The 21605-nt window shown below is 59.5% G+C and carries 20 protein-coding genes; 12 read left to right on the forward strand and 8 right to left on the reverse strand.

The window, feature by feature from the left end; all coding sequences use genetic code 11:
- Positions 1-33: 33 nt before the first annotated feature.
- The 3 genes from rpsI to BLX89_RS00245 form a co-directional block, all read right to left on the reverse strand.
- Positions 34-507 carry a 30S ribosomal protein S9 gene (gene rpsI / locus BLX89_RS00235; protein ID WP_075288666.1) on the reverse strand — a complete coding sequence of 158 codons (474 nt, stop codon included), beginning with the start codon at positions 505-507 and terminating at the stop codon, positions 34-36.
- Positions 508-509: 2 nt separating this feature from the next.
- Entirely contained in the window at positions 510-974 is a 465-nt protein-coding gene (gene rplM / locus BLX89_RS00240) for a 50S ribosomal protein L13 (RefSeq protein WP_075288667.1), read from the reverse strand.
- A gap of 229 nt (positions 975-1203) precedes the next feature.
- On the reverse strand, positions 1204-1635 hold the full coding sequence (locus BLX89_RS00245) for a PaaI family thioesterase (RefSeq protein ID WP_075288668.1): 432 nt from the start codon (positions 1633-1635) through the stop codon (positions 1204-1206).
- Between the two features lie 144 nt (positions 1636-1779).
- Between BLX89_RS00245 and BLX89_RS00250 the strand changes: the two genes are divergently transcribed.
- Positions 1780-2601, forward strand: coding sequence for an enoyl-CoA hydratase (locus tag BLX89_RS00250; RefSeq protein ID WP_075288669.1), 822 nt, complete (start codon positions 1780-1782; stop codon positions 2599-2601).
- Position 2602: 1 nt separating this feature from the next.
- Here BLX89_RS00250 and BLX89_RS00255 read toward each other — a convergent pair whose 3' ends face one another.
- The 3 genes from BLX89_RS00255 to BLX89_RS00265 are packed head-to-tail and all read right to left on the reverse strand — an operon-like array spanning position 2603 to position 4010.
- Positions 2603-2872 (reverse strand): Txe/YoeB family addiction module toxin, encoded by a 270-nt coding sequence (locus BLX89_RS00255; protein WP_075288670.1) that lies wholly within the window; start codon positions 2870-2872, stop codon positions 2603-2605.
- Complete coding sequence (locus BLX89_RS00260; protein ID WP_075288671.1) at positions 2869-3123, reverse strand: type II toxin-antitoxin system Phd/YefM family antitoxin; 255 nt, start codon at positions 3121-3123, stop codon at positions 2869-2871. Before BLX89_RS00260 ends, BLX89_RS00255 begins: the two co-directional genes overlap by 4 nt.
- Positions 3124-3173: 50 nt before the next feature.
- Positions 3174-4010: an EamA family transporter gene (locus BLX89_RS00265; RefSeq protein WP_075289200.1), complete on the reverse strand. Its 837-nt coding sequence runs from the start codon at positions 4008-4010 to the stop codon at positions 3174-3176.
- Positions 4011-4229: 219 nt separating this feature from the next.
- Between BLX89_RS00265 and BLX89_RS00270 the strand changes: the two genes are divergently transcribed.
- The 4 genes from BLX89_RS00270 to BLX89_RS24065 all read left to right on the forward strand — a co-directional run bounded on the left by BLX89_RS00270 (position 4230) and on the right by BLX89_RS24065 (position 7780).
- Positions 4230-4658: a CoA-binding protein gene (locus tag BLX89_RS00270; RefSeq protein ID WP_075288672.1), complete on the forward strand. Its 429-nt coding sequence runs from the start codon at positions 4230-4232 to the stop codon at positions 4656-4658.
- 123 nt (positions 4659-4781) lie between these two features.
- Positions 4782-6062, forward strand: coding sequence for an O-acetylhomoserine aminocarboxypropyltransferase (locus tag BLX89_RS00275; RefSeq protein WP_075288673.1), 1281 nt, complete (start codon positions 4782-4784; stop codon positions 6060-6062).
- Positions 6063-6120: 58 nt separating this feature from the next.
- On the forward strand, positions 6121-6465 hold the full coding sequence (locus tag BLX89_RS00280) for a cupin domain-containing protein (RefSeq protein ID WP_075288674.1): 345 nt from the start codon (positions 6121-6123) through the stop codon (positions 6463-6465).
- An 868-nt stretch (positions 6466-7333) separates the two neighbouring features.
- Positions 7334-7780: a hypothetical protein gene (locus BLX89_RS24065; protein WP_143523397.1), complete on the forward strand. Its 447-nt coding sequence runs from the start codon at positions 7334-7336 to the stop codon at positions 7778-7780.
- 139 nt (positions 7781-7919) lie between these two features.
- Here BLX89_RS24065 and BLX89_RS00285 read toward each other — a convergent pair whose 3' ends face one another.
- Positions 7920-8354 (reverse strand): Imm50 family immunity protein, encoded by a 435-nt coding sequence (locus BLX89_RS00285; RefSeq protein WP_075288675.1) that lies wholly within the window; start codon positions 8352-8354, stop codon positions 7920-7922.
- A 1154-nt stretch (positions 8355-9508) separates the two neighbouring features.
- Positions 9509-10747: a cytochrome P450 gene (locus BLX89_RS00295; RefSeq protein ID WP_075288677.1), complete on the reverse strand. Its 1239-nt coding sequence runs from the start codon at positions 10745-10747 to the stop codon at positions 9509-9511.
- 149 nt (positions 10748-10896) lie between these two features.
- Here BLX89_RS00295 and BLX89_RS00300 point away from each other — a divergent pair, with 149 nt between their 5' ends.
- From BLX89_RS00300 to BLX89_RS00330, 7 genes are all read left to right on the forward strand, one after another.
- Positions 10897-11748: an endonuclease/exonuclease/phosphatase family protein gene (locus tag BLX89_RS00300; RefSeq protein ID WP_075288678.1), complete on the forward strand. Its 852-nt coding sequence runs from the start codon at positions 10897-10899 to the stop codon at positions 11746-11748.
- Positions 11749-11761: 13 nt separating this feature from the next.
- Positions 11762-13318, forward strand: a complete 1557-nt coding sequence (locus BLX89_RS00305) for a phospholipase D family protein (protein WP_075288679.1) — start codon at positions 11762-11764, stop codon at positions 13316-13318.
- 296 nt (positions 13319-13614) lie between these two features.
- Positions 13615-14247, forward strand: coding sequence for an ATP-dependent Clp endopeptidase proteolytic subunit ClpP (gene clpP / locus BLX89_RS00310; protein WP_075288680.1), 633 nt, complete (start codon positions 13615-13617; stop codon positions 14245-14247).
- Between the two features lie 313 nt (positions 14248-14560).
- A complete protein-coding gene (gene clpX, locus BLX89_RS00315; RefSeq protein ID WP_056314733.1) occupies positions 14561-15838 on the forward strand; it encodes an ATP-dependent Clp protease ATP-binding subunit ClpX in 1278 nt (425 codons plus the stop codon).
- A gap of 386 nt (positions 15839-16224) precedes the next feature.
- Complete coding sequence (gene lon, locus BLX89_RS00320) at positions 16225-18645, forward strand: endopeptidase La (protein WP_075288681.1); 2421 nt, start codon at positions 16225-16227, stop codon at positions 18643-18645.
- A gap of 216 nt (positions 18646-18861) precedes the next feature.
- On the forward strand, positions 18862-19134 hold the full coding sequence (hupB, locus tag BLX89_RS00325) for a DNA-binding protein HupB (RefSeq protein WP_075288682.1): 273 nt from the start codon (positions 18862-18864) through the stop codon (positions 19132-19134).
- 167 nt (positions 19135-19301) lie between these two features.
- A complete protein-coding gene (locus BLX89_RS00330; protein WP_075288683.1) occupies positions 19302-21494 on the forward strand; it encodes an esterase-like activity of phytase family protein in 2193 nt (730 codons plus the stop codon).
- Positions 21495-21605: the final 111 nt, after the last annotated feature.

The raw sequence follows: 21605 nt of genomic DNA on the forward strand, positions 1-21605 counted from the left end.
CCGCCTTTTCCAAAGGTACAATCCGGTAAGCGATTAACGCTTCGAGAACTGGAACGAACGGCGGGCCTTGGCCTTACCGTACTTCTTACGCTCGACAACGCGGCTGTCGCGGGTCAGGAAGCCACCCTTCTTCAGGACCGAGCGCAGGCCCGGTTCGAAGTAGGTGAGTGCCTTGGAGATGCCGTGACGAACAGCACCGGCCTGGCCGGAAAGGCCGCCACCGGCGACGGTCGCGACGATGTCGAACTGGCCATCACGGCTAGCTGCGACGATCGGCTGGCGCAGGATCATCTGCAGAACCGGACGGGCGAAGTAGGTTGCAAATTCGCGGCCGTTGATGGTGATCTTGCCGGAGCCCGGCTTGACCCATACGCGGGCGACTGCGTTCTTGCGCTTGCCGGTCGCATAGGAGCGGCCCTGGGCGTCAACCTTTTTGACATGAACCGGAGCCGAAGCAGTTGCTTCAGTCGCCGTGCCGAGGTCTTTCAGAGAAGAGAGATCAGCCACGATTAGGCGCTCCTTGTGTTCTTGCTGTTCAGCTTGGCGACGTCGAGGACGGTCGGCTGCTGTGCTTCATGCGGATGGTTGGAACCGGCGTAAACGCGAAGGTTCTTCATCTGGCGACGGCCGAGCGGGCCACGCGGAACCATGCGCTCAACGGCCTTCTCGAGAACGCGCTCCGGGAAGCGGCCTTCGATGATCTGGCGCGCGGTGCGCTCCTTGATGCCGCCCGGGTAACCGGTGTGCCAGTAGTACTTCTTGTCGGTGTACTTCTTGCCGGTCAGGACAGCCTTTTCAGCGTTGATTACGATGACGTTGTCGCCATCATCAACGTGAGGGGTGTAGGTTGCCTTGTGCTTGCCGCGCAGGATGTTTGCGATAATGGAAGCGACGCGACCAACAACGAGGCCTTCGGCATCGATGATGATCCACTTCTTCTCCACCTCTGCAGGCTTCTGAACGAAGGTTGCCATGTTAAAACTCTTTCGTTTGGACCCGATACGTTGCCGCCGGGCGTTTCTTGTTGCTTGGGGTTTGGCCTGATGGAAACCATGCCAAAAGGAAAGCGGCCCCGAAGGACCGCGATCTGCGGCAGCTTATACGCAAGGTCGGAAATACGGTCAAGCGGTGTGAGTTTGGTGTTGTGAAAAAATATTAAGCAGTTTCAGTGGTTTAAGTGTGTGGTTTTATAATACCACAATTTTATTTGGGCGGAATGGAATAGGTCGCGGTGGCATGGGCGATGATTTTCGTGTCACCCACGGTGGTGATTTCAGCGTCAAGTACCGCAAGCCGCTTGCCAAGCTTGAGGATTCTGCAGCGGCATTCGAGCGGCCCGAGCTCCGGCTTGCGCAGGAAATTGATATTGAGATTGGTGGTGACGGCAAGGGCGACCGGACCGATATGGGCGATCACCGTCACATAGGCCGCAACATCGGCAAGCGCGAAGAGCGCGGGGCCGGAGACGGTGGCGCCGGGGCGCAGGTGCCGGGTCAAGGGATCGAAGCGCATGGTGGCGCGGCCGGGGCTGACGCTGACGACCTCGAACACGCGGCCATCAGTATGGACTTCAGGAAAATCCGTATCGAGGAAACGGTTCAGCTCCTCGACGGTCATGATCGGCGCGAGATCCATGATGTTTCCCTCCCTTGTTTTTCATGGTGTTAGAGCCGGTCGGGAGCGCGGGTGCAAGTCGCCTAAAGTCGAAGGGAGGTTGAAACGGGGAAAGCCCCGGCGTACCAACAGTCCTTCAATTCATGCCCAATCGAGGAGCTGCCGATGGCCGATATCGTTTCCCTGCATCCAGAAGAGCCGCGTGGCTTTTTGCTGAAGGAACGCACGGATGCCATCCTGCGGCTGACGCTGAACCATCCGCCGACCAACGCGCTTTCGGTTGCCGTGATGGAAGCGCTGACCGCCGAGCTCGACGCGGTGGCGGAGATGCCGGACATCCGCGTCGTCGTGCTCGCGGCAACAGGACAGGTCTTTTCCGCCGGCCACGATCTCAAGGAAATAACCGCCCATCGCGGCGATGAGGATCACGGGCGGGCGTTTTTTGAAAAGACAGTGCGGCTTGCAACCGAGCTGATGCTGAAAATCACAAGGCTGCCGCAACCCGTCATCGCCGAAGTGGATGGCCTTGCGACAGCGGCGGGCTGCCAGCTGGTGGCAAGCTGCGATCTCGCCGTTTGCACGGACACCGCGACCTTCTGCACGCCCGGCGTCAATATCGGCCTTTTCTGCTCGACGCCGATGGTGGCGGTCTCCCGCGCCGCGCATCGCAAGCAGGCGATGGAAATGCTGCTCACCGGCGAAACGATCGATGCGTCCACCGCCAAGGACTTCGGCCTCGTCAACCGCATCGTGCCGAAGCAATATCTGCGACAGGTCGTCGATAAATATGCTGCCGTAATCGCCTCGAAATCACCGCAAGCTTTGCGGATCGGCAAGAAGGCTTTCCACGAACAGGCGGCGATGGGGCTGGAAGAGGCCTATGCCTATACGACGGATGTGATGGTCGAGAATTTGCTGATGGGCGATGCGCAGGAGGGGATCGGCGCGTTTCTGGGCAAGCGGATGCCGGAGTGGAAGGGCGAGTAGCCTATTCGTAATAATAACGGCAGGCCGCGATTTCGAGGGCCTGCTGATCGCCGCGGCCGGTTACGCGATAAACCAGCCGATGCTCCTGCGTTATCCGCCTTGACCACAAGCCTTTCAGCTCGTTGCGCAACGGCTCCGGCTTTCCGGTTCCCGCAAAGGGCGTGCGCAGGCATTCGGCAAGGAGCTGGTTGATTTTCAGAAGGATGGTACGGTCGTGTTCCAGCCAGTGTTGATACTGGTTCCAGGCGATGCTTGAGAAGACGAGCTTCACGGATCGATCAACGCATGTTCAACACCGCGTCCAGCGTCCAATTCTGCAATGGATTCCCGAAGCATCTTTGCATTCGCCGGATTGGCGAGCAGGTACATCGTTTCTTTCCAGCTTTCGAAATCGCTGAGAGACATCACGACCATTGGCTCGCGGTTCTGCCGGGTCACGATGAGTTCATCGTGATCCTGTTCGACCTTGTCGAAATGTTTTGCCATGTTGGCGCGAAGCTCGGAGAAGCTGATGACGTTCATGATTAATCCTCTGTACGCGATCATGTACATACATCAGAGGTGACCCGTCTTCAAGCAAGCTTCAGCAGCAGCGCGCCCAACGCGATCAATCCTGCCGCCGCAATCCTGAACGGGCTGACCCGCTCCTTCAGGAACACGATGGAGATGATCACCGCGAACAGGATTGAGGTTTCGCGGAGTGCCGCAACAGTCGCAACCGGTGCCTTGGTCATGGCCCAGAGCGCCAAGCCGTAGGCTGCGAGCGAGCCGCCGCCGCCGATCAGGCCGCGCCACCATTGATGGCGGACGTGAAAGATGACGGGGGCAACGCCGCGTTTGTGGAAGGCCCAGGCGAACAGCAGGAACGGCGGCAGAAGCGCCATCCAGAGCGTGTAGGAGATCGGATTGCCGGCGAGGCGGGCGCCGATGCCGTCGACATAGGTGTAGCTGGCGATGACGCAGGCGTTCGCAAGCGCCAGCATGATCGCATGTTTGCCGCCCTTGCGGGCCTCGAAGGCGAGCGTCAGCACGCCGGTACAGATCGTCAGGATGCCGATCAGCGTTCCCGATGAGAGCTGTTCCTTGAGGATGAAGCCGCTGGTCGAGGCGACGATCAGGGGTGCCACACCGCGCATCAGCGGGTAGACGAGGCCGATGTCACCGGCGCGGTAGGCGGCAGCGACCAGCTGGAAATAGACGAACTGGAAGAAGGCGGAGACGATCAGCAGCGGCCATGAGGCCGGCGCCGGAAAGGGGACGAATGGCAGGAAAGGGACCGCAACCACGGCGGCCCCGAGCGCGATCATCGCGGCATCGAGCGACTTTTCCGAGCCGGCCTTGACCAAGGCATTCCAGATCGCATGCAGAAGCGCACCGAGAAGAACGAGCGCGATAACGTCGGGAGCCAAGACGACCTCGGAAAGAACAACGGGGGAACTTGCGCTGCTTCTGAAACGCCGCCGGGGCATTTGCAATCGCAATCCTTGGGATAGAGGACAAGACGGCCAGATTTGGCGGCTTTCAGGCAAAAAATCCGGGCATGCCACGCCGAAAGGACATGCTGCGCGCGGTTGACACCTTCGCCGGCCGTTCCAAGTATCCCTTCAAAACAAGGAGCGGCGAGAATCATGAGCCACGACAGCTATCCCGACTATTTCCTCCGTGAAATCCTGACGGACACGAAGACGATCGCGCTCGTCGGCGCCTCGCCGAATGCGGAGCGGCCGAGCTACCGGGTCATGGCCTTCCTGCTGCGCAAGGGCTACACGGTTTACCCCGTGAACCCGGGGCAGGCGGGCAAGGAAATTCAGGGGCAGAAGGTTTATGCGAAGCTGGCCGATGTGCCGCTGCCGGTTGATATGATCGATGTTTTTCGCGCGGCAGATCAATTGCCGGCCTTGATCGATGAGGTTCTGGCCTTGCCTGATCTTCCGAAAGTGATCTGGGGGCAGCTTTCCGTGCGCGATGATTTCGCGGCGGCCAAGGCGGAAGCCAAGGGCATCAAGGTGGTGATGGATCGTTGCCCGGCGATTGAATATCCGCGGCTGGTGGCGTGAGCCCCGGCAGCAGATGTCTGCAACCAGAAGTGCGTCATGCGGCTGGATTTTGGAAAAACAATCTTTGACGCTGGGGGATTTGCTCTGGAATAGTGCTGCAAAATTCAACGGGAGGAGTTTTCCATGAGCACGAAACCGGGCTTCAACACGCTTGCCATCCACGCCGGCGCCCAGCCAGACCCGACGACGGGTGCACGCGCCACGCCGATCTACCAGACCACCAGCTTTGTCTTCAACGATGCCGACCATGCGGCGTCGCTGTTCGGCCTGCAGGCCTTCGGCAATATATACACCCGGATCATGAACCCGACTCAGGCCGTGCTGGAAGAGCGCGTGGCGGCGCTGGAAGGCGGCACGGCGGCGCTTGCGGTGGCCTCGGGCCATGCCGCGCAATTGCTCGTCTTCCACACAATCATGAGCCCCGGTGACAATTTCGTTGCCGGCCGGCAGCTCTATGGTGGCTCGGTCAACCAGTTCGGCAATTCCTTCAAATCCTTCGACTGGCATGTGCGCTGGGCGGATGCCCGCGATCCCGCGAGCTTCGAAAGCCAGATCGACGATCGCACCAAGGCGATCTTTATCGAGAGCCTTGCCAATCCGGCCGGCACCTTTGTCGATATCGCCGCCATCGCCGAAGTCGCGCGCCGTCACGGCCTGCCGCTGATCGTCGATAACACCATGGCGACGCCCTATCTGGTGCGGCCGATCGAGCATGGCGCCGATATCGTCGTGCATTCGCTGACCAAGTTCATGGGCGGCCATGGCAATTCGATGGGCGGCGTCATCGTCGATGGCGGCACGTTCGACTGGTCGAAATCCGGCAAATATCCGATGTTGTCGGAGCCACGTCCCGAATATGCCGGCATGGTGCTGCACGCGACCTTCGGCAATTTCGCCTTCGCGATTGCCTGCCGCGTGCTGGGCTTGCGTGATTTCGGCCCGGCGATTTCGCCTTTCAATGCCTTTCTACTCCTGACGGGCATCGAAACGCTGCCGCTCAGGATGCAGCGTCATTGCGACAATGCGCTGGCTGTGGCGACCTGGCTTTCGAAGCACGACAAGGTCGAATACGTGAATTATGCCGGGCTTGACGGCGACGCGAACCACGGCCTGCAGCAGCGCTATTCGCCGAAGGGCGCAGGGGCTGTCTTCACCTTCGGGCTGAAGGGCGGTTATGACGCGGGCAAGCGCTTCGTCGAGGGGCTGGAGATGTTCTCGCATCTCGCCAATATCGGCGACACGCGCTCGCTGGTCATCCATCCGGCCTCGACGACCCACCGCCAGCTTTCGGCCGAGCAGCAGACGGCGGCCGGTGCCGGGCCGGAGGTCGTGCGGCTTTCGGTCGGTATCGAGGATGTCGCCGATATCATCGCCGATCTGGAGCAGTCGCTCGCCAAGGCGTAAAAGCAGGCATTCGCCCCGCGGCGGCTCAGTGCCGCGGGGTTTCAATTTCGGAGACATCATGAGCAACGCATTTCTTTTCGATCTTTCGACCATCGAGCCGGAGATCGGCGCACCGGCCGCCGACCGGCTGATTTCGGGATCACCGGAATTCCGCACCTGGAACCTGGAAGAGGCCGATGGCGGCGTTTATGCCGGGGTCTGGGAAGCGACGCCGGGCAAGTGGCGGATCGTCTACGACGAATGGGAGTATTTCAGCGTCCTCTCCGGCCATTCGATCGTGACCGAAGAGGGCGGCGAGGCCGTGCATCTGAAGGCGGGCGACCGCATGGTGCTCAGACCCGGCTTCAAGGGAACGTGGGAAGTCGTTGAAACGACTCGCAAAGATTATGTGATCAGGCTGTGAGCTGCTTTTTACTGTTGAGGTAGCGGGCTCTTTCAACCTTTCCTTTTTCGTACTCTACAGGAATGCGACGCAGATTCTGTTTTCCAAGGACGCGGTTCTGTCCACGCGCGGAAAACCGCCGTGGCTGTTCGTTGGTTCAGGTCTCGGCCGGGGCGCTTCAGGGTGCCGCGAACAAGATTAGAGAGAATGACGCCCGGAAGCGCCCCGTTTCGCAGTTTTTGCCGGCAACTCCGCTCCCTCTGCTTCCCTTCATCTCAAAAGGGCGTTGTGTGCCGCACAGGCACGCCTGCGGCGAGACTCCGGGTTTTTGACACCCGGGCGTCCGCAGAAGGGGAGCATTTTCTGCCGACCCCGAAGAAGAAAGATCGCGTCCCGCTTCCAGCTCCGGTGCCAGCCCCGCCTCGCCGCGACGCCTCGCGGTGTAGCCGATGACGGGACAGGGCGATCATGGCATACGGATGTGGGGCGGGAGTTTTCGGGGATGGAGAATTTTGTGGTTGGACAACACCGATGACGTGCGAGAGAAATTGCACCATCTTGGAAATTCTGAGGCATCTATGACTTGGTTCGATTATGGGCGCATTTTGCTGTGGTTGTCCTCGGCAATTGGAACAGCATGGATTGCGGCAGTTAAGAAGCGACGATGGTACGTTTGGTTTCCGATCGGCTTAGTCCTCGCACCGTTAGCCGTTGTGGTCATTGCGCAGCTCCCCAGCGTTGAAAGGTCTCAAGAGGTTGGCCCCTAACAAGGCAGAGACACCCACCTGTCAGATAAATGGAATCGTTCATGACCGCTTTGCGCTGTCATTGCGGTCGATAAGGCTATGTAATAAAAACCGTGGATTGCCGCGCAGATGGATTTTTACAGATGAACGACACGAAACAAACGCCATCTTTGGCGATTGAGTTTGGGAAACCTGGCGAACCTCCCCCGCCGTATGTCTCTCATTTATCGAAGGTGTCACAAGGGCTAATCGTTCTATGCGGCGGAAGGCGAACAGCAAGCGGTCACGAATTTGGGAATGAAATCGCATTCATTGATGAAGGGGAGCTATGGGAAAATGACGATTTATTTTCGAAGCTGAGTCAACTGAATGCCAGCGGAGTTCCGTTTTCATATCAGCCAAAGGAAATGGACTCGCCAGATATTCTGATGGCGTATTGGCATGCCATCGGAAGACTCAAAGTGAGTTTCAGGGAGATTGTTTGGCGAAGTTCCGATCATTGGTACATCGCGACGCACGAGCCTCCGGTCCTTAAAGTCGGCGTTTCGGAAGTACCAAAGAGCTTCAGTTCTTGGTTGTCACGCTCTTAAATTTGGAAGAAGGCGAGTGACCGCTTCGGGCCGATTGCGGTCCATCCTCTCGGCCAAAATGCGCCAACAGGCGACGACCACTTCGGCCGGATTGCCATAAGCGAACGTAAGGACTGATCCAACTGAAGCCACTTGAGCGTCACCACGCTTGAGCCGGTCGTCCCGGAACGAATGATATCGCGACCTTTTTTGCTCTGATGAAGCCGTCCAAGCCGTAGCAAGGTAGGAGTTCAATCTCGATGTCGTCGACATCCTCTGGCATCGCATAGTAACCGGATCGGCCTCTGTCCGTTGCACGTCGAAGGGTAAGGCCTGCAATGACATTCTGGTGGCTAAAGCCATCTATTTGAAGGTCCATGACTCCTTCAAAGCTGAAAGTCACGACAGCGTGCTTGTCGAGCAAAATATACCCATTCGGATCAACACCGTCGGTCATGATCCAGCCGTGTATCTTTAGTTCGCTGGCTCCGGTTCGGCTAAGTGACAGACTGATAATCTCGGCATCGTGGAAAGTTGGCACCTCTCCGAACCAAGCCAACAGCTCATATCCTCCCGGCACATCTCTGTAGATCATACGTTACCCCATGCAAAATCGGTGAGTCGCACCGTAGCAACCTGAAGGGGTTTAGCAACGCGCCCAGACAGACGGCCTTACGACCGCAAAGGGCCCAATTGCAGCCATCCACCCTCAGATAAAACGGAACCGGGCTGGAAGTGGATTGCCGGGGCGCTGCAAGAGCGCCTGAAGACCCTATCGACGCGCGAGATAGGAAAGCTCACCGGTACTTCGGCCGCAACCGTGTCCCGCCTTGCCCGTGGCGCTGAACCGACAATCGATCACTACTTCCAGATCGTGCGTTGGCTCGGAATGAAACCGGGCAACTTCGGCATCGAGGACAGCCGACTGGCGTTTGTACGCGCCCAGGCGGAAGAATGCGAAAGCAGCAGCGTGCGAGAGGGGATTCCATCCCTTCAGCCACATGGGGCGGCTGCAGATGCCGAAACCTCAGCAGAACCACTCCCCGGCAATGCTGATTGTCAATCAAGCAGCGCTATCGTCTCGCTTTCTCGATTCTTGCTTCAGTTGCATAAGTGCCATGGTGATAAATATGGTAACGAGGGGAAGATTGCTTGCACGCGCTATATACTCGGCATCACGCAGCAAATTTATCATCATGTGAGGAGCGCTCATTTGGGTTCTCCATCTTGGCTAGTGTGCAATTCCAGATTGCGCCGCGAACCTTGCTCCAAGATTAATTTTAGAGAGCGCTTTTTTGCCTCAATACACTTGGACGACATTCCACCCGCACAGAATGTGGTTGGACCGCTTTGCTACGATTGGAGGCGTCGTTTAATCACCTTGAAGCGATTTATAGTCCCACAGATGTGCGAGTGCCTCCCGTGCATCGGTCAGCATCTGACTGTAGTCCGATCTGAATGGCGCGCTAACTTGCTTTTCAAGGCTAGCAAGAACACCGAGCAACACGCCGCATTCCGCCTCCGACTCGAAGCATTTGCTGTCAGGACTGTGCTGCTGCGGTTCTGTCCATCGAGAAAGCAACTCGAACAAGACCAGTGCTTCGTTCGGAGCAAGGTGAATTACGGCGTTCTCTTTTGTATCCGGACTTTCAGATTTCATGACTGGAGAATGGCAAAATGCACTAACGCACGCAATGGGTCGCAGACATACCTTCCACCCGCACAGAGGGCGGAGGCAGAACGCAAAACTCACCCCCAAACCAAATCCAACCTTTCCAGCCCATGAAAATGATAGCTGTCCTTGACCTTCGGCTCCTCCTTCAGCCGCAGGCCCGGCAGGCGTTCGAACAGGATGGGCAGTGACTGGCGTAGCTCCAGCCGCGCCAGCGGTGCGCCGATGCAGAAGTGCAGGCCGGCGCCGAAGGAGAGGTGGGGGCCTTCGTTGCGGTTCGGGCGGAAGGTGAGGGGATCGGTGAATTTTGCCGGATCGACGTTGGCGGCGGCGAGCAGCAGGCCGATCTTGTCGCCCTTCTTCAAAGTGATGCCGTCTTCGAGTTCGATATCGGAAAGCGCGTAGCGCTGGAAGACGTGAAGAGGCGCTGCAAAACGCATCGTCTCTTCGATGGTCTTTTCGGTCGTCGCATCGTCTGCGAAAACCGTTGCAGGGTCGGAGCCGGTCTTCAGAAGCGTGTTCACGGCGTTGCCGACCTGATGGACCGTTGCCTCGTGGCCGGCGTTGAGGAGCAGGACGGCTGTCGAAACCAGTTCGTCGTCGCTCAGGCGCTCGCCGTCCTTTTCGGTGACGATCATGTGGGTGAGCAGGTCGTCGGCCGGGTTGTCACGCTTCCAGTCGACGAGTTCCTTCAGATAACCGGCGAAATCGGCGGAGGCCTGGTTGACGTCGAGCTCGGTCTCGTAGCTCGGGTTGAACATATACATCTTCACCATGCGGTGCGACCAGTCGAGCAGCTTTGGCGCCATCTCGACGGGGACGCCGAGCATGCGGGCGATCACCGTCACCGGCACGATTTCGGCATAGGTCTTCAAAAGCTCGACTTCGCCATCCTTCTCGAAGCCGTCGATCAGCCGGTGGCAGAGGGCTTCGATCTCCGGCTTCAGCTGCTCGATCTGGCGCGAGACGAAGGCGCGGTTGACGAGGGTGCGCAGGCGGGTGTGGGCCGGCGGCTCCAGTTCCAGAAGCGAGTGCTCTTCCAGCCGGTCGAAATCCTTCACATGCGGCTTGGGTTCCGCCATGCCGAGCTCTTCGCGGGTTGCCACATGCAGGATCTGGCGGCCGAAGCGGCGGTCGCGCAGCAGGCCGTTTACCCGGTCATAGCCCGCGAAGTACCATTGGCCGCGCTCTTCCCAGTAGAAGGCGGGACATTCCGCGTGGAACCGGGCGTAGGTGTCGAGCGGGTTGCTGTAAAAGACGGGGTCGTTGACATCGAGGCTGACGTGGCGGCGGGCGCTTTCGATTGCGGCGGGCATGGCTGTCTCTGTTCTGGTCTACTGCCTCCCGGTCTAAGAGTTGGTGCGGGGTGCTGCAAGTCGCATTTATTTGCCTTGGCGCGACCCTCTCCCTTGTCATCCCGGCGGCGGCATCTAAATTCCGGCTTATGGAACGACCGGGAGCAGCGATGACCTCGCCGCATAAGAGCATATCGAGCGGTATTTTTTCCGCCCTTCGCGGAAAGCGCGTGTCACTCGCAGGCCGTGATCCCTCCGGCGATCGCGGCGATACCGTGATTGCCTCCTATAACATCCACAAATGCGTGGGCGTCGACAAACGCTTCGATCCCGGCCGGATTACCGAGGTGATCAGCGAGATCGATGCCGATATCATCGCGCTGCAGGAGGCCGACCAGCGGTTTGGCGAGCGGGCGGGGCTGCTCGACATGGAGCGGCTGCATCGCGACTGCCATCTGGTGTCTGTGCCGATTTCCGCCTTTTCGCCCAAGGGGCATGGCTGGCATGGCAATGTGCTGTTGCTGCGCGAGGGTGTCGTCGCCAAGGTCAGCCAGCTGAAACTGCCGGGCGTCGAGCCGCGCGGCGCGCTGGTCGTCGATCTCGATCTGAAGATCGGGCCGCTCCGGATTATCGCCGCCCATTTCGGACTTTTGCGGCATTCGCGCGCGCAGCAGGCCGCAGCCATCCTGAATGCCATCAACGAGGCCGAGGACCGGCCGACGGTCCTGATCGGCGATCTCAACGAGTGGCGGCTGGGGCGGCGTTCGGCGCTCGCCTCGCTCAGCCCGAAATTCGATCATGTGGCGACGGCGGTGCCGAGCTTCCCGTCGCGTTTTCCGGTGCTGGCGCTGGACCGGGTGATGGGAAGCCCGCACAATCTGGTGACGGCCGTGGAGGTCCACAACACCCCTCTGGCAAGGGTGGCGTCTGACCACCTGCCGATCAAGGCCTTCATCGACCTGAAGGGCGCGCTGGGCATCCAGCCCGTGACCAGCGATGACAACGCGGCTGTGAAGCTCTGAGGCGCACGGGGTCATGCACACCCTTCTTCTGGTCGCCGTGTTCGTTCTGCTCGCCATCGGGCTTGCGGCCGCCTACGTCTATGGCCGCTTCGGGCGCCACCTTCAGGGCGGCCCGAGCCATGCCCTGCCGCCGAAACACGATGAAACGGAGATAGACCGGCTTGCTGCGCCGCTTCTGGCTGCGCATCCGGGCAAGAACGGCGTCGCGCTGATCGACGACAATGTCGATGCCTTCGCCGCCCGGGTGATCACCGCCCGCCGCGCCGGCCGCAGTCTCGATCTGCAATATTATTACTGGAAGAACGACCTGACCGGAAAACTGCTGACGCGGGAGATCATCGCGGCGGCCGACAGGGGTGTGCGGGTGCGCCTGCTGCTCGACGACATCAATGCCGGCCTGCACGATCGCATGTGCCTGTCGCTGGACGCCCACGACAATATCGAGGTCAGGCTTTTCAATCCGAGCCGGGCGCGCAACGACCGGCTGCGGCGCGGGCTGGAAATTATGCTGCGGCCGCTGAGCGCCACGCGGCGCATGCACAACAAGGCGTGGATCGCCGACGGGCATGTGGCGATTTCCGGCGGACGCAACATCGGCGACGCCTATTTCGACGCGGACGAGCAGGCGAATTTCCGCGATCTCGATGTCTGGATGACGGGCCCCGTCGTGAGCGAGGCCGCCGAGATGTTCGATCGCTACTGGAACAGCGCGGTCGTGCTGCCGATCGGAGCGTTGCGCACTCCGCGCCGGCACTATCTTCCGCAGCTTCGCTATCGGCTGGAAAGGCAGGCGCATGCCGCCGAGGCGAAGCGTTACCTGGAAGAGGTTGAGAAGGACATGGCCTCCGGCGATCTCTATACCGCAAACAACGAGCTCTGCTGGACGGATGCGGTCCGGCTGGTCTGCGATCCGCCGGAAAAGGCCCACCTGCAGAAGCGGCAGAACTGGATCATGCGCGAACTGCTGCCAGTGCTGGAGGCGGCGCAGCGGGATATCCGGGTGATCTCACCCTACTTCATTCCCGGACGGCAGGGCGTGACCCGGATCGAGGAGATGATTGCGCGGCGCGTCAATGTCTCCATTCTCACCAACTCCCTGGCAGCGACGGATGTCGCGGCGGTGCATGGGGCCTATGCGAATTACCGCAAGCAGTTGCTGCGTGCCGGTGTGGTTCTGTTCGAACTCAAGGCCATTCACGCGCCCGGCGAGCGGCGGCGCATCTCGCTCTTCGGGTCGCGCGGCGCGAGCCTGCACACCAAGGCCTTTACGGTCGATGGCGAAACGGCTTTCGTCGGCTCCATGAACTTCGATCCGCGTTCGGCCTCGCTCAACACGGAAATGGGCATGCTGTTCACGCACCCCGATCTCGTCGAGGGCGTAAATGCCGTCTTTGCCGAGGAAACGCTGGATATCAACAGTTTCCGGCTTCAGCTTTCCGGCAATCGAATCGAGTGGATCGACCGGGAGGAGGGGACTGCAAGAAAGCTGAGACGGGAGCCGGAAGCCGGCTTTGTGAGACGCGTGACCGCCGGCGTCATCCGCATTCTGCCGATCGAATCCCAGCTTTGACACAGATGCCGGCGAATGCGCGGCGAATTTTACGTTTTATTCAGCATCGCTCATGCAATGGCTGGGGGCGATCGTTTCGTGCTGTCGTCCATGCGTTTACTCCTCACGGAATCTCGCTAGATGCGGGGCACGGACATCTGTGTATGATCACCTCATAAATGGTCAGCCGGCTATTAACGTTATAGCGACGTGGCGACTTGAAGTGGAGTGTAGGGACACTCTATGTATGGGACGAGAGATTTTCGATGATTCCCGGCGCGCAAAGGCTTTGCGGGCCAGACAGACAAAGGTTTGATATGAGAAATCCCGTTGATACCGCCATGGCCCTCGTTCCTATGGTCGTCGAACAGACCAATCGGGGCGAACGTTCCTACGATATCTACTCCCGTCTTCTGAAAGAGCGGATCATCTTCCTGACCGGCCCGGTCGAAGATCACATGGCGACGCTGGTCTGCGCTCAGCTCCTTTTCCTCGAGGCAGAAAACCCGAAGAAGGAAATCGCCCTCTACATCAATTCGCCGGGTGGTGTCGTCACCGCCGGCATGGCGATCTACGACACGATGCAGTTCATCAAGCCTGCCGTTTCGACGCTCTGCATCGGTCAGGCCGCTTCGATGGGTTCGCTGCTTCTCTGCGCCGGCCACAAGGACATGCGCTTTGCAACGCCGAACGCCCGCATCATGGTTCATCAGCCTTCGGGCGGCTTCCAGGGTCAGGCGTCCGACATCGAGCGCCACGCCCGCGACATCATCAAGATGAAGCGTCGCCTCAACGAAGTCTACGTCAAGCACACTGGCCGCACCTACGAAGAGGTTGAACAGACGCTCGACCGTGACCATTTCATGACTGCCGACGAAGCCCAGGCCTGGGGTGTCGTCGACAAGGTGATCACCTCTCGCGAAGCCGCCGAGGCAGCGACGCAGGGTTGATTTCAAGCTTTTGTGTGCGGATAGAGGCCAATGTGACACAATTGTAACTGTGTCGGGGCTTTATCCGCAGCGCAAAGCCGTTAATATCGACCGTTAATGCTATGTTGAAGTTTGAAGTCCTAGCATTCGGTAATCGGTGGGAGATTCGTTGCCACCGGACGTCAAGCCCGTCTAAGACGATGGGTGTTTGAAGCCGGTTCGTACTCCCGAAAAGTCCTGATACCCGGCGCTGTTGCGTGTCGAAGGCTCAGGGCGGTTGGACTGGTCCGTGGTGCCTTGCGCGAGGTGTCCGGCGTGCTGGAAGGAAAGTGATATGAGCAAGGTCAGCGGTAGCAACGGCGGTGACTCGAAGAATACCCTCTATTGTTCGTTCTGCGGCAAGAGCCAGCACGAAGTCCGCAAGCTGATTGCCGGACCGACCGTGTTCATCTGCGATGAATGCGTCGAACTCTGCATGGACATCATCCGCGAAGAGAACAAGACCTCGATGGTCAAGTCCCGTGACGGCGTTCCGACGCCGCAGGAGATCATCAAGGTTCTTGACGAATACGTCATCGGCCAGCAGCAGGCCAAGCGTATCCTGTCGGTCGCGGTTCACAATCATTACAAGCGCCTGGCCCATGCGGCCAAGGGCTCGGATGTCGAACTGGCGAAGTCGAACATCATGCTCGTCGGCCCGACCGGCTGCGGCAAGACCTATCTTGCCCAGACGCTGGCTCGTATCATCGACGTGCCGTTCACCATGGCCGACGCGACGACGCTGACAGAAGCCGGTTATGTCGGTGAAGACGTCGAAAACATCATTCTGAAGCTGCTCCAGGCTGCCGACTACAATGTCGAGCGCGCCCAGCGCGGCATCGTCTACATCGACGAAGTCGACAAGATCTCGCGCAAGTCCGACAACCCCTCTATCACCCGCGACGTGTCGGGCGAGGGTGTTCAACAGGCGCTGCTCAAGATCATGGAAGGCACGGTCGCTTCCGTTCCGCCGCAGGGCGGTCGCAAGCATCCGCAGCAGGAATTCCTGCAGGTCGACACGACGAACATCCTGTTCATCTGCGGCGGCGCGTTTGCCGGCCTCGACAAGATCATCTCAGCCCGTGGCGAGAAGACCTCGATCGGCTTCGGTGCCGCGGTTCGTGCCCCGGAAGATCGCCGCGTCGGCGAAGTGCTGCGCGAACTGGAGCCGGAAGATCTGGTGAAGTTCGGCCTCATCCCGGAGTTCATCGGCCGTCTGCCGGTTCTGGCGACGCTCGAAGACCTCGACGAGGCAGCGCTGATCCAGATCCTGTCCGAGCCGAAGAACGCGCTGATCAAGCAGTACCAGCGCCTGTTCGAGATGGAAGACGTTGAACTGACCTTCCACGAGGACGCGCTGCGCGAAATCGCCCGCAAGGCGATCGTCCGCAAGACGGGCGCCCGCGGCCTGCGCTCGATCATGGAAAAGATCCTGCTCGACACGATGTTCGAACTGCCGACGCTGGAAGGCGTGCGCGAAGTCGTCATCTCCGACGACGTCGTCAAGGGTTCGGCCCGTCCGCTCTACATCTACTCGGAGCGCTCTGAGGAGAAGGCCAACGTTTCGGCCTGATCCGGATTCGATAGCAAAACCGATGAAGGCCCGCTCGCGCGGGCCTTTTTCGTGCCCGGTTTTTGTGTAAGGATTGGGTCTGAAGTCGCTCCCGCTTCGTTCAACGATTGCTAAACGTCCGTAACAACGCGATTATCATCCGATTCTGTGACGGCGCGTCCGGTGTTGTTCTTGTGTTTGAAGTTTGCGGCAAGGCCCGCAACAGCCCGGTGCCATTTAATATCCCGCAAGGTTCGGCGACGTGGCGCCGTGCTGCGGGCATAGGGCAGGGCGAGGGTTGAAAACGAGCTTCCCAACCTCCACTTGTCACATGAAAGAAATATGACGCGGGGCGATCTTGAGCGCTCCGGGTAACGAGCCCGGAAACGGGACGGAAAGGAATTGATATGACGAACAAAACGTCTCCGACAACTGAGAGCGCGACCTATCCGGTGTTGCCGCTGCGCGACATCGTGGTGTTCCCCCACATGATCGTGCCGCTCTTTGTCGGTCGCGAAAAGTCGATCAAGGCGCTGGAAGAAGTGATGGGCACCGACAAGCAGATCATGCTTGCCACCCAGATCAACGCCAGCGACGATGATCCCGAGCCTTCGGCGATCTACCAGATCGGCACCATCGCAAACGTGCTGCAGCTCCTGAAGCTGCCGGACGGTACCGTCAAGGTGCTGGTCGAAGGCCGTTCGCGTGCAGAGATCGATGGTTACACCGCCCGCGAAGATTTCTATGAGGCGATGGCGCATTCGCTGGAAGAGCCGGACGAAGATCCGGTCGAGATCGAGGCGCTCAGCCGCTCGGTCGTTTCCGAGTTCGAAAGCTATGTGAAGCTCAACAAGAAGATTTCGCCGGAAGTTGTCGGCGCCGCCAGCCAGATCGAGGATTACTCGAAGCTCGCTGACACGGTTGCCTCCCATCTGTCCATCAAGATCGTCGAGAAGCAGGAAATGCTGGAAACGACGAGCGTGAAGGCACGCCTTGAAAAGGCGCTCGGCTTCATGGAAGGCGAAATCTCGGTTCTGCAGGTCGAAAAGCGCATCCGCTCGCGCGTCAAGCGCCAGATGGAGAAGACACAGCGCGAATACTACCTCAATGAGCAGATGAAGGCGATCCAGAAGGAGCTTGGCGACGGCGAGGAAGGCCGCGACGAGATGGCCGAACTGGAAGAGCGCATCTCCAAGACCAAGCTCTCCAAGGAGGCCCGCGAAAAGGCGGAAGCCGAAATGAAGAAGCTGCGCCAGATGAGCCCGATGTCCGCGGAAGCGACCGTCGTGCGCAACTATCTGGATTGGCTGCTCGGCATTCCGTGGAGCAAGAAGTCCAAGATCAAGACCGATCTCAACAACGCCGAGAAGGTGCTTGAGGTCGATCACTTCGGTCTGGACAAGGTCAAGGAACGTATCGTCGAGTATCTCGCGGTCCAGGCCCGTTCGGCCAAGATCAAGGGTCCGATCCTGTGCCTCGTCGGCCCTCCGGGCGTCGGCAAGACCTCGCTCGCCCGTTCGATCGCCAAGGCCACCGGTCGTGAATACGTCCGCATGGCGCTCGGTGGCGTTCGTGACGAAGCCGAAATCCGCGGTCACCGCCGCACCTACATCGGTTCGATGCCCGGCAAGGTCATCCAGTCGATGAAGAAGGCGAAGAAGTCCAACCCGCTCTTCCTGCTCGATGAAATCGACAAGATGGGCCAGGATTTCCGTGGCGATCCGTCGTCGGCTCTGCTCGAGGTGCTGGATCCGGAACAGAACTCGACCTTCATGGACCACTACCTGGAAGTCGAATACGACCTGTCCAACGTGATGTTCATCACCACGGCCAACACGCTGAACATTCCAGCACCCCTGATGGACCGCATGGAAGTGATCCGCATCGCCGGCTACACCGAAGAGGAAAAGCTGGAAATCGCCAAGCGGCACCTGCTGCCGAAGGCGATTGCCGATCATGCCCTGCAGCCGAAGGAGTTCTCGGTCACCGACGGTGCTCTGACCGCCGTGATCCAGACCTACACGCGGGAAGCCGGTGTTCGCAGTTTCGAGCGCGAGCTGATGAAGCTTGCTCGTAAGGCTGTGACCGAAATCCTGAAGGGCAAGACCAAGAAGGTGGAAGTCACTGCGGAAAACATCCACGACTATCTGGGTGTTCCGCGCTACCGCCACGGCGAAGCCGAGCGCACCGATCAGGTGGGCGTGGTGACGGGTCTGGCCTGGACGGAGGTTGGCGGCGAGCTGCTGACGATCGAAGGCGTGATGATGCCCGGCAAGGGCCGCATGACGGTAACGGGCAACCTGAAGGACGTGATGAAGGAATCGATTTCTGCGGCGGCATCCTATGTCCGCTCGCGTGCGATCGACTTCGGCATCGAGCCCCCGCGCTTCGACACCAGCGACATCCACGTTCACGTACCGGAAGGTGCGACGCCGAAGGATGGTCCGTCTGCGGGTGTTGCGATGGCGACCGCCATCGTCTCGATCATGACCGGCATCCCGGTCAGCAAGGACGTGGCGATGACGGGCGAGATCACGTTGCGTGGTCGCGTGCTGCCGATCGGTGGCCTGAAGGAGAAGCTGCTTGCAGCACTTCGCGGCGGCATCAAGAAGGTGCTGATCCCGGAAGAGAACGCCAAGGACCTGGCCGACATTCCGGACAACGTTAAGAACAACATGGAGATCGTTCCGGTGTCGCACATCGGCGAGGTTCTTCAGCATGCTCTTCTGCGCGTGCCGGTTGCCATCGAATGGGATCCGTCGAAGCAGGCAAAGCCTGTACCGACGCCAGATTCGGGCGACGATGCGGGCCTCGGCATAGCCCACTAAACTGCCTTTTTCCGGCCTTCTTTCGGGGGTTGGAGTGGCAATTCAGCGATAAAGAGTGGAAGACCGGCAGTTTTGCCGGTCTTTTTTCGTAAAAACGCGCGCAAACCCTTGCATTCCTAGGCGTTCGGGGCGATTGGGATTGCCAAGCGGGGACGCACTTTTGCCTCCCAGGCTTGAAATTGAGTCGTTTCGAACCAGTATGAAAGGGGTGGAAACATGAACAAGAATGAGCTCGTGTCGGCCGTTGCTGAGAAGGCCGGACTTTCGAAGACGGATGCATCCTCTGCAGTGGACGCACTCTTCGACGTCATCCAGGCAGAACTGAAGAACGGTGGCGACGTTCGCCTCGTTGGCTTCGGCAACTTCTCCGTTAGCCGTCGCGAAGCATCCAAGGGTCGCAACCCGTCGACCGGCGCTGAAGTGGACATTCCGGCACGCAACGTGCCGAAGTTCTCGGCCGGCAAGGGTCTGAAGGACGCCGTCAACTAAGCTTCATGTTTCATCTGCAGCGCCGCGGCTTTCAAGCCGACGGTTCGATAGCAGGTTGGATTAGAGGCCCGGATTTTTCCGGGCCTCTTTTTTTGTTTGTGGCTGTCATGCGCCTGTTACAAGGAGGTCGCACAACCCGTCCGTTCCAGAACTGGAGGGGATTTCCCATGAAGACATTTTCCATCACCGCAGCGCTCGCTACAGTGCTTGCCGCATCGACATCCACGATCGCTTTTGCAGAACCCGTATTTAACCGCGTTGCATCCTTCGCCGTTGCCGACAACCTGCCGGCCGAGACGGACAAGAAGACCACGACCTCTGCTGAAATCATCACAGCCAGCGAAGATGGCAACACGCTCGTCTATTCCGACAGCCCGCTGAAGGCGATCGGCTTCATTGACATCACCGACGCAAAGGCCCCGAAGGCCGGCGGCATCGTTTCCTTCGAAGGCGAGCCGACCTCGGTTGCTGCCGTCGGCTCCAAGGTGCTGACCGCCGTCAACACCCGCGAAAGCTTCGTCAAGCCCTCGGGCTTCCTTGCTGCCGTCGATATCGCCAGCAAGACTGTCGATGTGACGTGCGATCTCGGCGGTCAGCCGGATTCCGTTTCCATCAGCAAGGACAAGACGCTTGCCGCTGTTGCGATCGAAAACGAGCGCGACGAAGAGGTCAATGACGGCCAGATCCCCCAGATGCCGGCCGGCGACCTCGTGATCGTTTCGCTGAAGGACGGCGTTCCGGACTGCGGCACGCTGAAGCACATCACGCTGACCGGTCTTGCCGAAACCGCCGGCGACGATCCGGAGCCGGAATTTGTTTCGTTCAACGACAAGAACGAGATCGCCCTGACACTGCAGGAAAACAACCACATCGTCATCATCGACGGCAACACGGGCACCGTGACCGGCCATTTCTCTGCCGGTACAGCTGATCTGAAGGGCATCGACGTCAAGAAGGACGGCGCGCTCAATTTCACCGGCGAAATGACCGGCGTGAAGCGCGAGCCGGATGCCGTGAAGTGGCTCGATGACAACCGTATCGTTGTTGCCAATGAAGGCGACTACGAAGGCGGCTCGCGCGGCTTCACGATCTTCGACAAGGCCGGCAAGGTTCTCTTTGAATCGGGTTCGAGCTTCGAGCAGGCTATCGCACGCCTTGGCCACTATCCGGACAAGCGCAATTCCAAGGGCGTCGAGCCGGAAGGCCTCGAAGCTGCGACCTTCGGCGAAGACAAGCTGTTCTTCGTTCTCGCCGAGCGCGCCTCCGTCATCGGTGTTTACAAGGATACCGGCGCGGAGCCTGAACTGCTGCAGATCCTGCCGTCGGGCGTCTCCCCGGAAGGCGCTGTCGCCATCCCGGGCCGTAACCTGCTGGCAACCGCCAACGAAGTCGATCTCTGGGAAGACGGTCTCGCCCGTTCGCACGTCATGATCTATGAGCGTGCAGAGGGCACGGCTGCTTATCCGCAGATCGTCTCCGCCGACAAGGACGGCGCGCCGATCGGCTTCGGTGCTCTCTCGGGTCTGGCGGCTGTCGCCGGAGAACCGGGCAAGCTGCTCGCTGTCAGCGACTCGGTCTATGCCTCGCAGCCGCGCATCTTCTCGATCGATGCGACCCAGAAGCCGGCGGTTATCACCGATGCGCTCGCCATCACCCGTGACGGTGCACCGGCTCAGAAGCTCGACATCGAAGGCATCGCCGCCAACGGTGAAGAGGGCTACTGGCTGGCCTCCGAAGGCAACAGCGACAAGCTTTATGCGCATTCGCTGATCCGGGTCGATGCCAAGGGCAAGATCACCAAGGAAGTGGCCATTCCGGAAGAACTGCGCGCCGGTGAAATCCGCTTCGGCTTCGAAGGCATCACCAGCGTTGGCGAAGGCGATGATCAGACGCTCTGGATGGCTGTCCAGCGCGAATGGAAGGACGACAAGAAGGGCTTCGTAAAGCTCGTCTCCTACAAGCCGGCATCGGAAGAGTGGGGCGCCGTCAGCTATCCGCTCGAAGCGGCTGGCGAAGGCTGGGTCGGTCTTTCCGAAATCACCGTCAACGGCAACTATGCCTATGTCATCGAGCGCGACAACCTGATCGGCAACGCTGCGAAGCTGAAGAAGATCTACCGCGTCGCCCTTGCAGACCTGAAGCCCGCCAAGCTCGGCGGCGAACTGCCGGTCGTCAAGAAGGAAGAGGTCCGCGACCTCATTCCGGACCTGAAGTCGCTCAACGGCTACGTTCTCGACAAGGTCGAAGGCTTTACCATCGACAGCGCCGGCAACGGCTATGTCGTCACCGACAATGACGGCGTGGACGATTCCTCCGGCGAGACGATGTTCTTCTCGGTCGGCAGCGTCGACGCGATGTAATTGCGCGCCAAGGCCCCTCTCTGCCGACACGAGGTTGGCGGGGAGATGGCCTGTAAGGGGAAAGGCTGGGGCATGATGCTCCGGCCTTTTTCCATTTTTGAAGATGCGATC

It is taken from the genome of Pararhizobium arenae, from assembly GCF_001931685.1.
Taxonomy (GTDB): domain Bacteria; phylum Pseudomonadota; class Alphaproteobacteria; order Rhizobiales; family Rhizobiaceae; genus Pararhizobium; species Pararhizobium arenae.

Bases quoted from the DNA above. Each gene is read 5' to 3' on its own strand.
- BLX89_RS00295 (WP_075288677.1), bottom strand. From the start codon at position 10,747: ATGCCCGCCGCAATCGAAAGCGCCCGCCGCCACGTCAGCCTCGATGTC.
- BLX89_RS00305 (WP_075288679.1), top strand. From the start codon at position 11,762: ATGCACACCCTTCTTCTGGTCGCCGTGTTCGTTCTGCTCGCCATCGGG.
- clpX (WP_056314733.1), top strand. From the start codon at position 14,561: ATGAGCAAGGTCAGCGGTAGCAACGGCGGTGACTCGAAGAATACCCTC.
- BLX89_RS00245 (WP_075288668.1), bottom strand. From the start codon at position 1,635: ATGGATCTCGCGCCGATCATGACCGTCGAGGAGCTGAACCGTTTCCTC.
- BLX89_RS00280 (WP_075288674.1), top strand. From the start codon at position 6,121: ATGAGCAACGCATTTCTTTTCGATCTTTCGACCATCGAGCCGGAGATC.
- BLX89_RS00285 (WP_075288675.1), bottom strand. From the start codon at position 8,354: ATGATCTACAGAGATGTGCCGGGAGGATATGAGCTGTTGGCTTGGTTC.
- BLX89_RS00250 (WP_075288669.1), top strand. From the start codon at position 1,780: ATGGCCGATATCGTTTCCCTGCATCCAGAAGAGCCGCGTGGCTTTTTG.
- hupB (WP_075288682.1), top strand. From the start codon at position 18,862: ATGAACAAGAATGAGCTCGTGTCGGCCGTTGCTGAGAAGGCCGGACTT.
- BLX89_RS24065 (WP_143523397.1), top strand. From the start codon at position 7,334: ATGAACGACACGAAACAAACGCCATCTTTGGCGATTGAGTTTGGGAAA.
- BLX89_RS00270 (WP_075288672.1), top strand. From the start codon at position 4,230: ATGAGCCACGACAGCTATCCCGACTATTTCCTCCGTGAAATCCTGACG.
- BLX89_RS00300 (WP_075288678.1), top strand. From the start codon at position 10,897: ATGACCTCGCCGCATAAGAGCATATCGAGCGGTATTTTTTCCGCCCTT.
- BLX89_RS00330 (WP_075288683.1), top strand. From the start codon at position 19,302: ATGAAGACATTTTCCATCACCGCAGCGCTCGCTACAGTGCTTGCCGCA.
- BLX89_RS00275 (WP_075288673.1), top strand. From the start codon at position 4,782: ATGAGCACGAAACCGGGCTTCAACACGCTTGCCATCCACGCCGGCGCC.
- BLX89_RS00260 (WP_075288671.1), bottom strand. From the start codon at position 3,123: ATGAACGTCATCAGCTTCTCCGAGCTTCGCGCCAACATGGCAAAACAT.
- lon (WP_075288681.1), top strand. From the start codon at position 16,225: ATGACGAACAAAACGTCTCCGACAACTGAGAGCGCGACCTATCCGGTG.
- clpP (WP_075288680.1), top strand. From the start codon at position 13,615: ATGAGAAATCCCGTTGATACCGCCATGGCCCTCGTTCCTATGGTCGTC.
- rplM (WP_075288667.1), bottom strand. From the start codon at position 974: ATGGCAACCTTCGTTCAGAAGCCTGCAGAGGTGGAGAAGAAGTGGATC.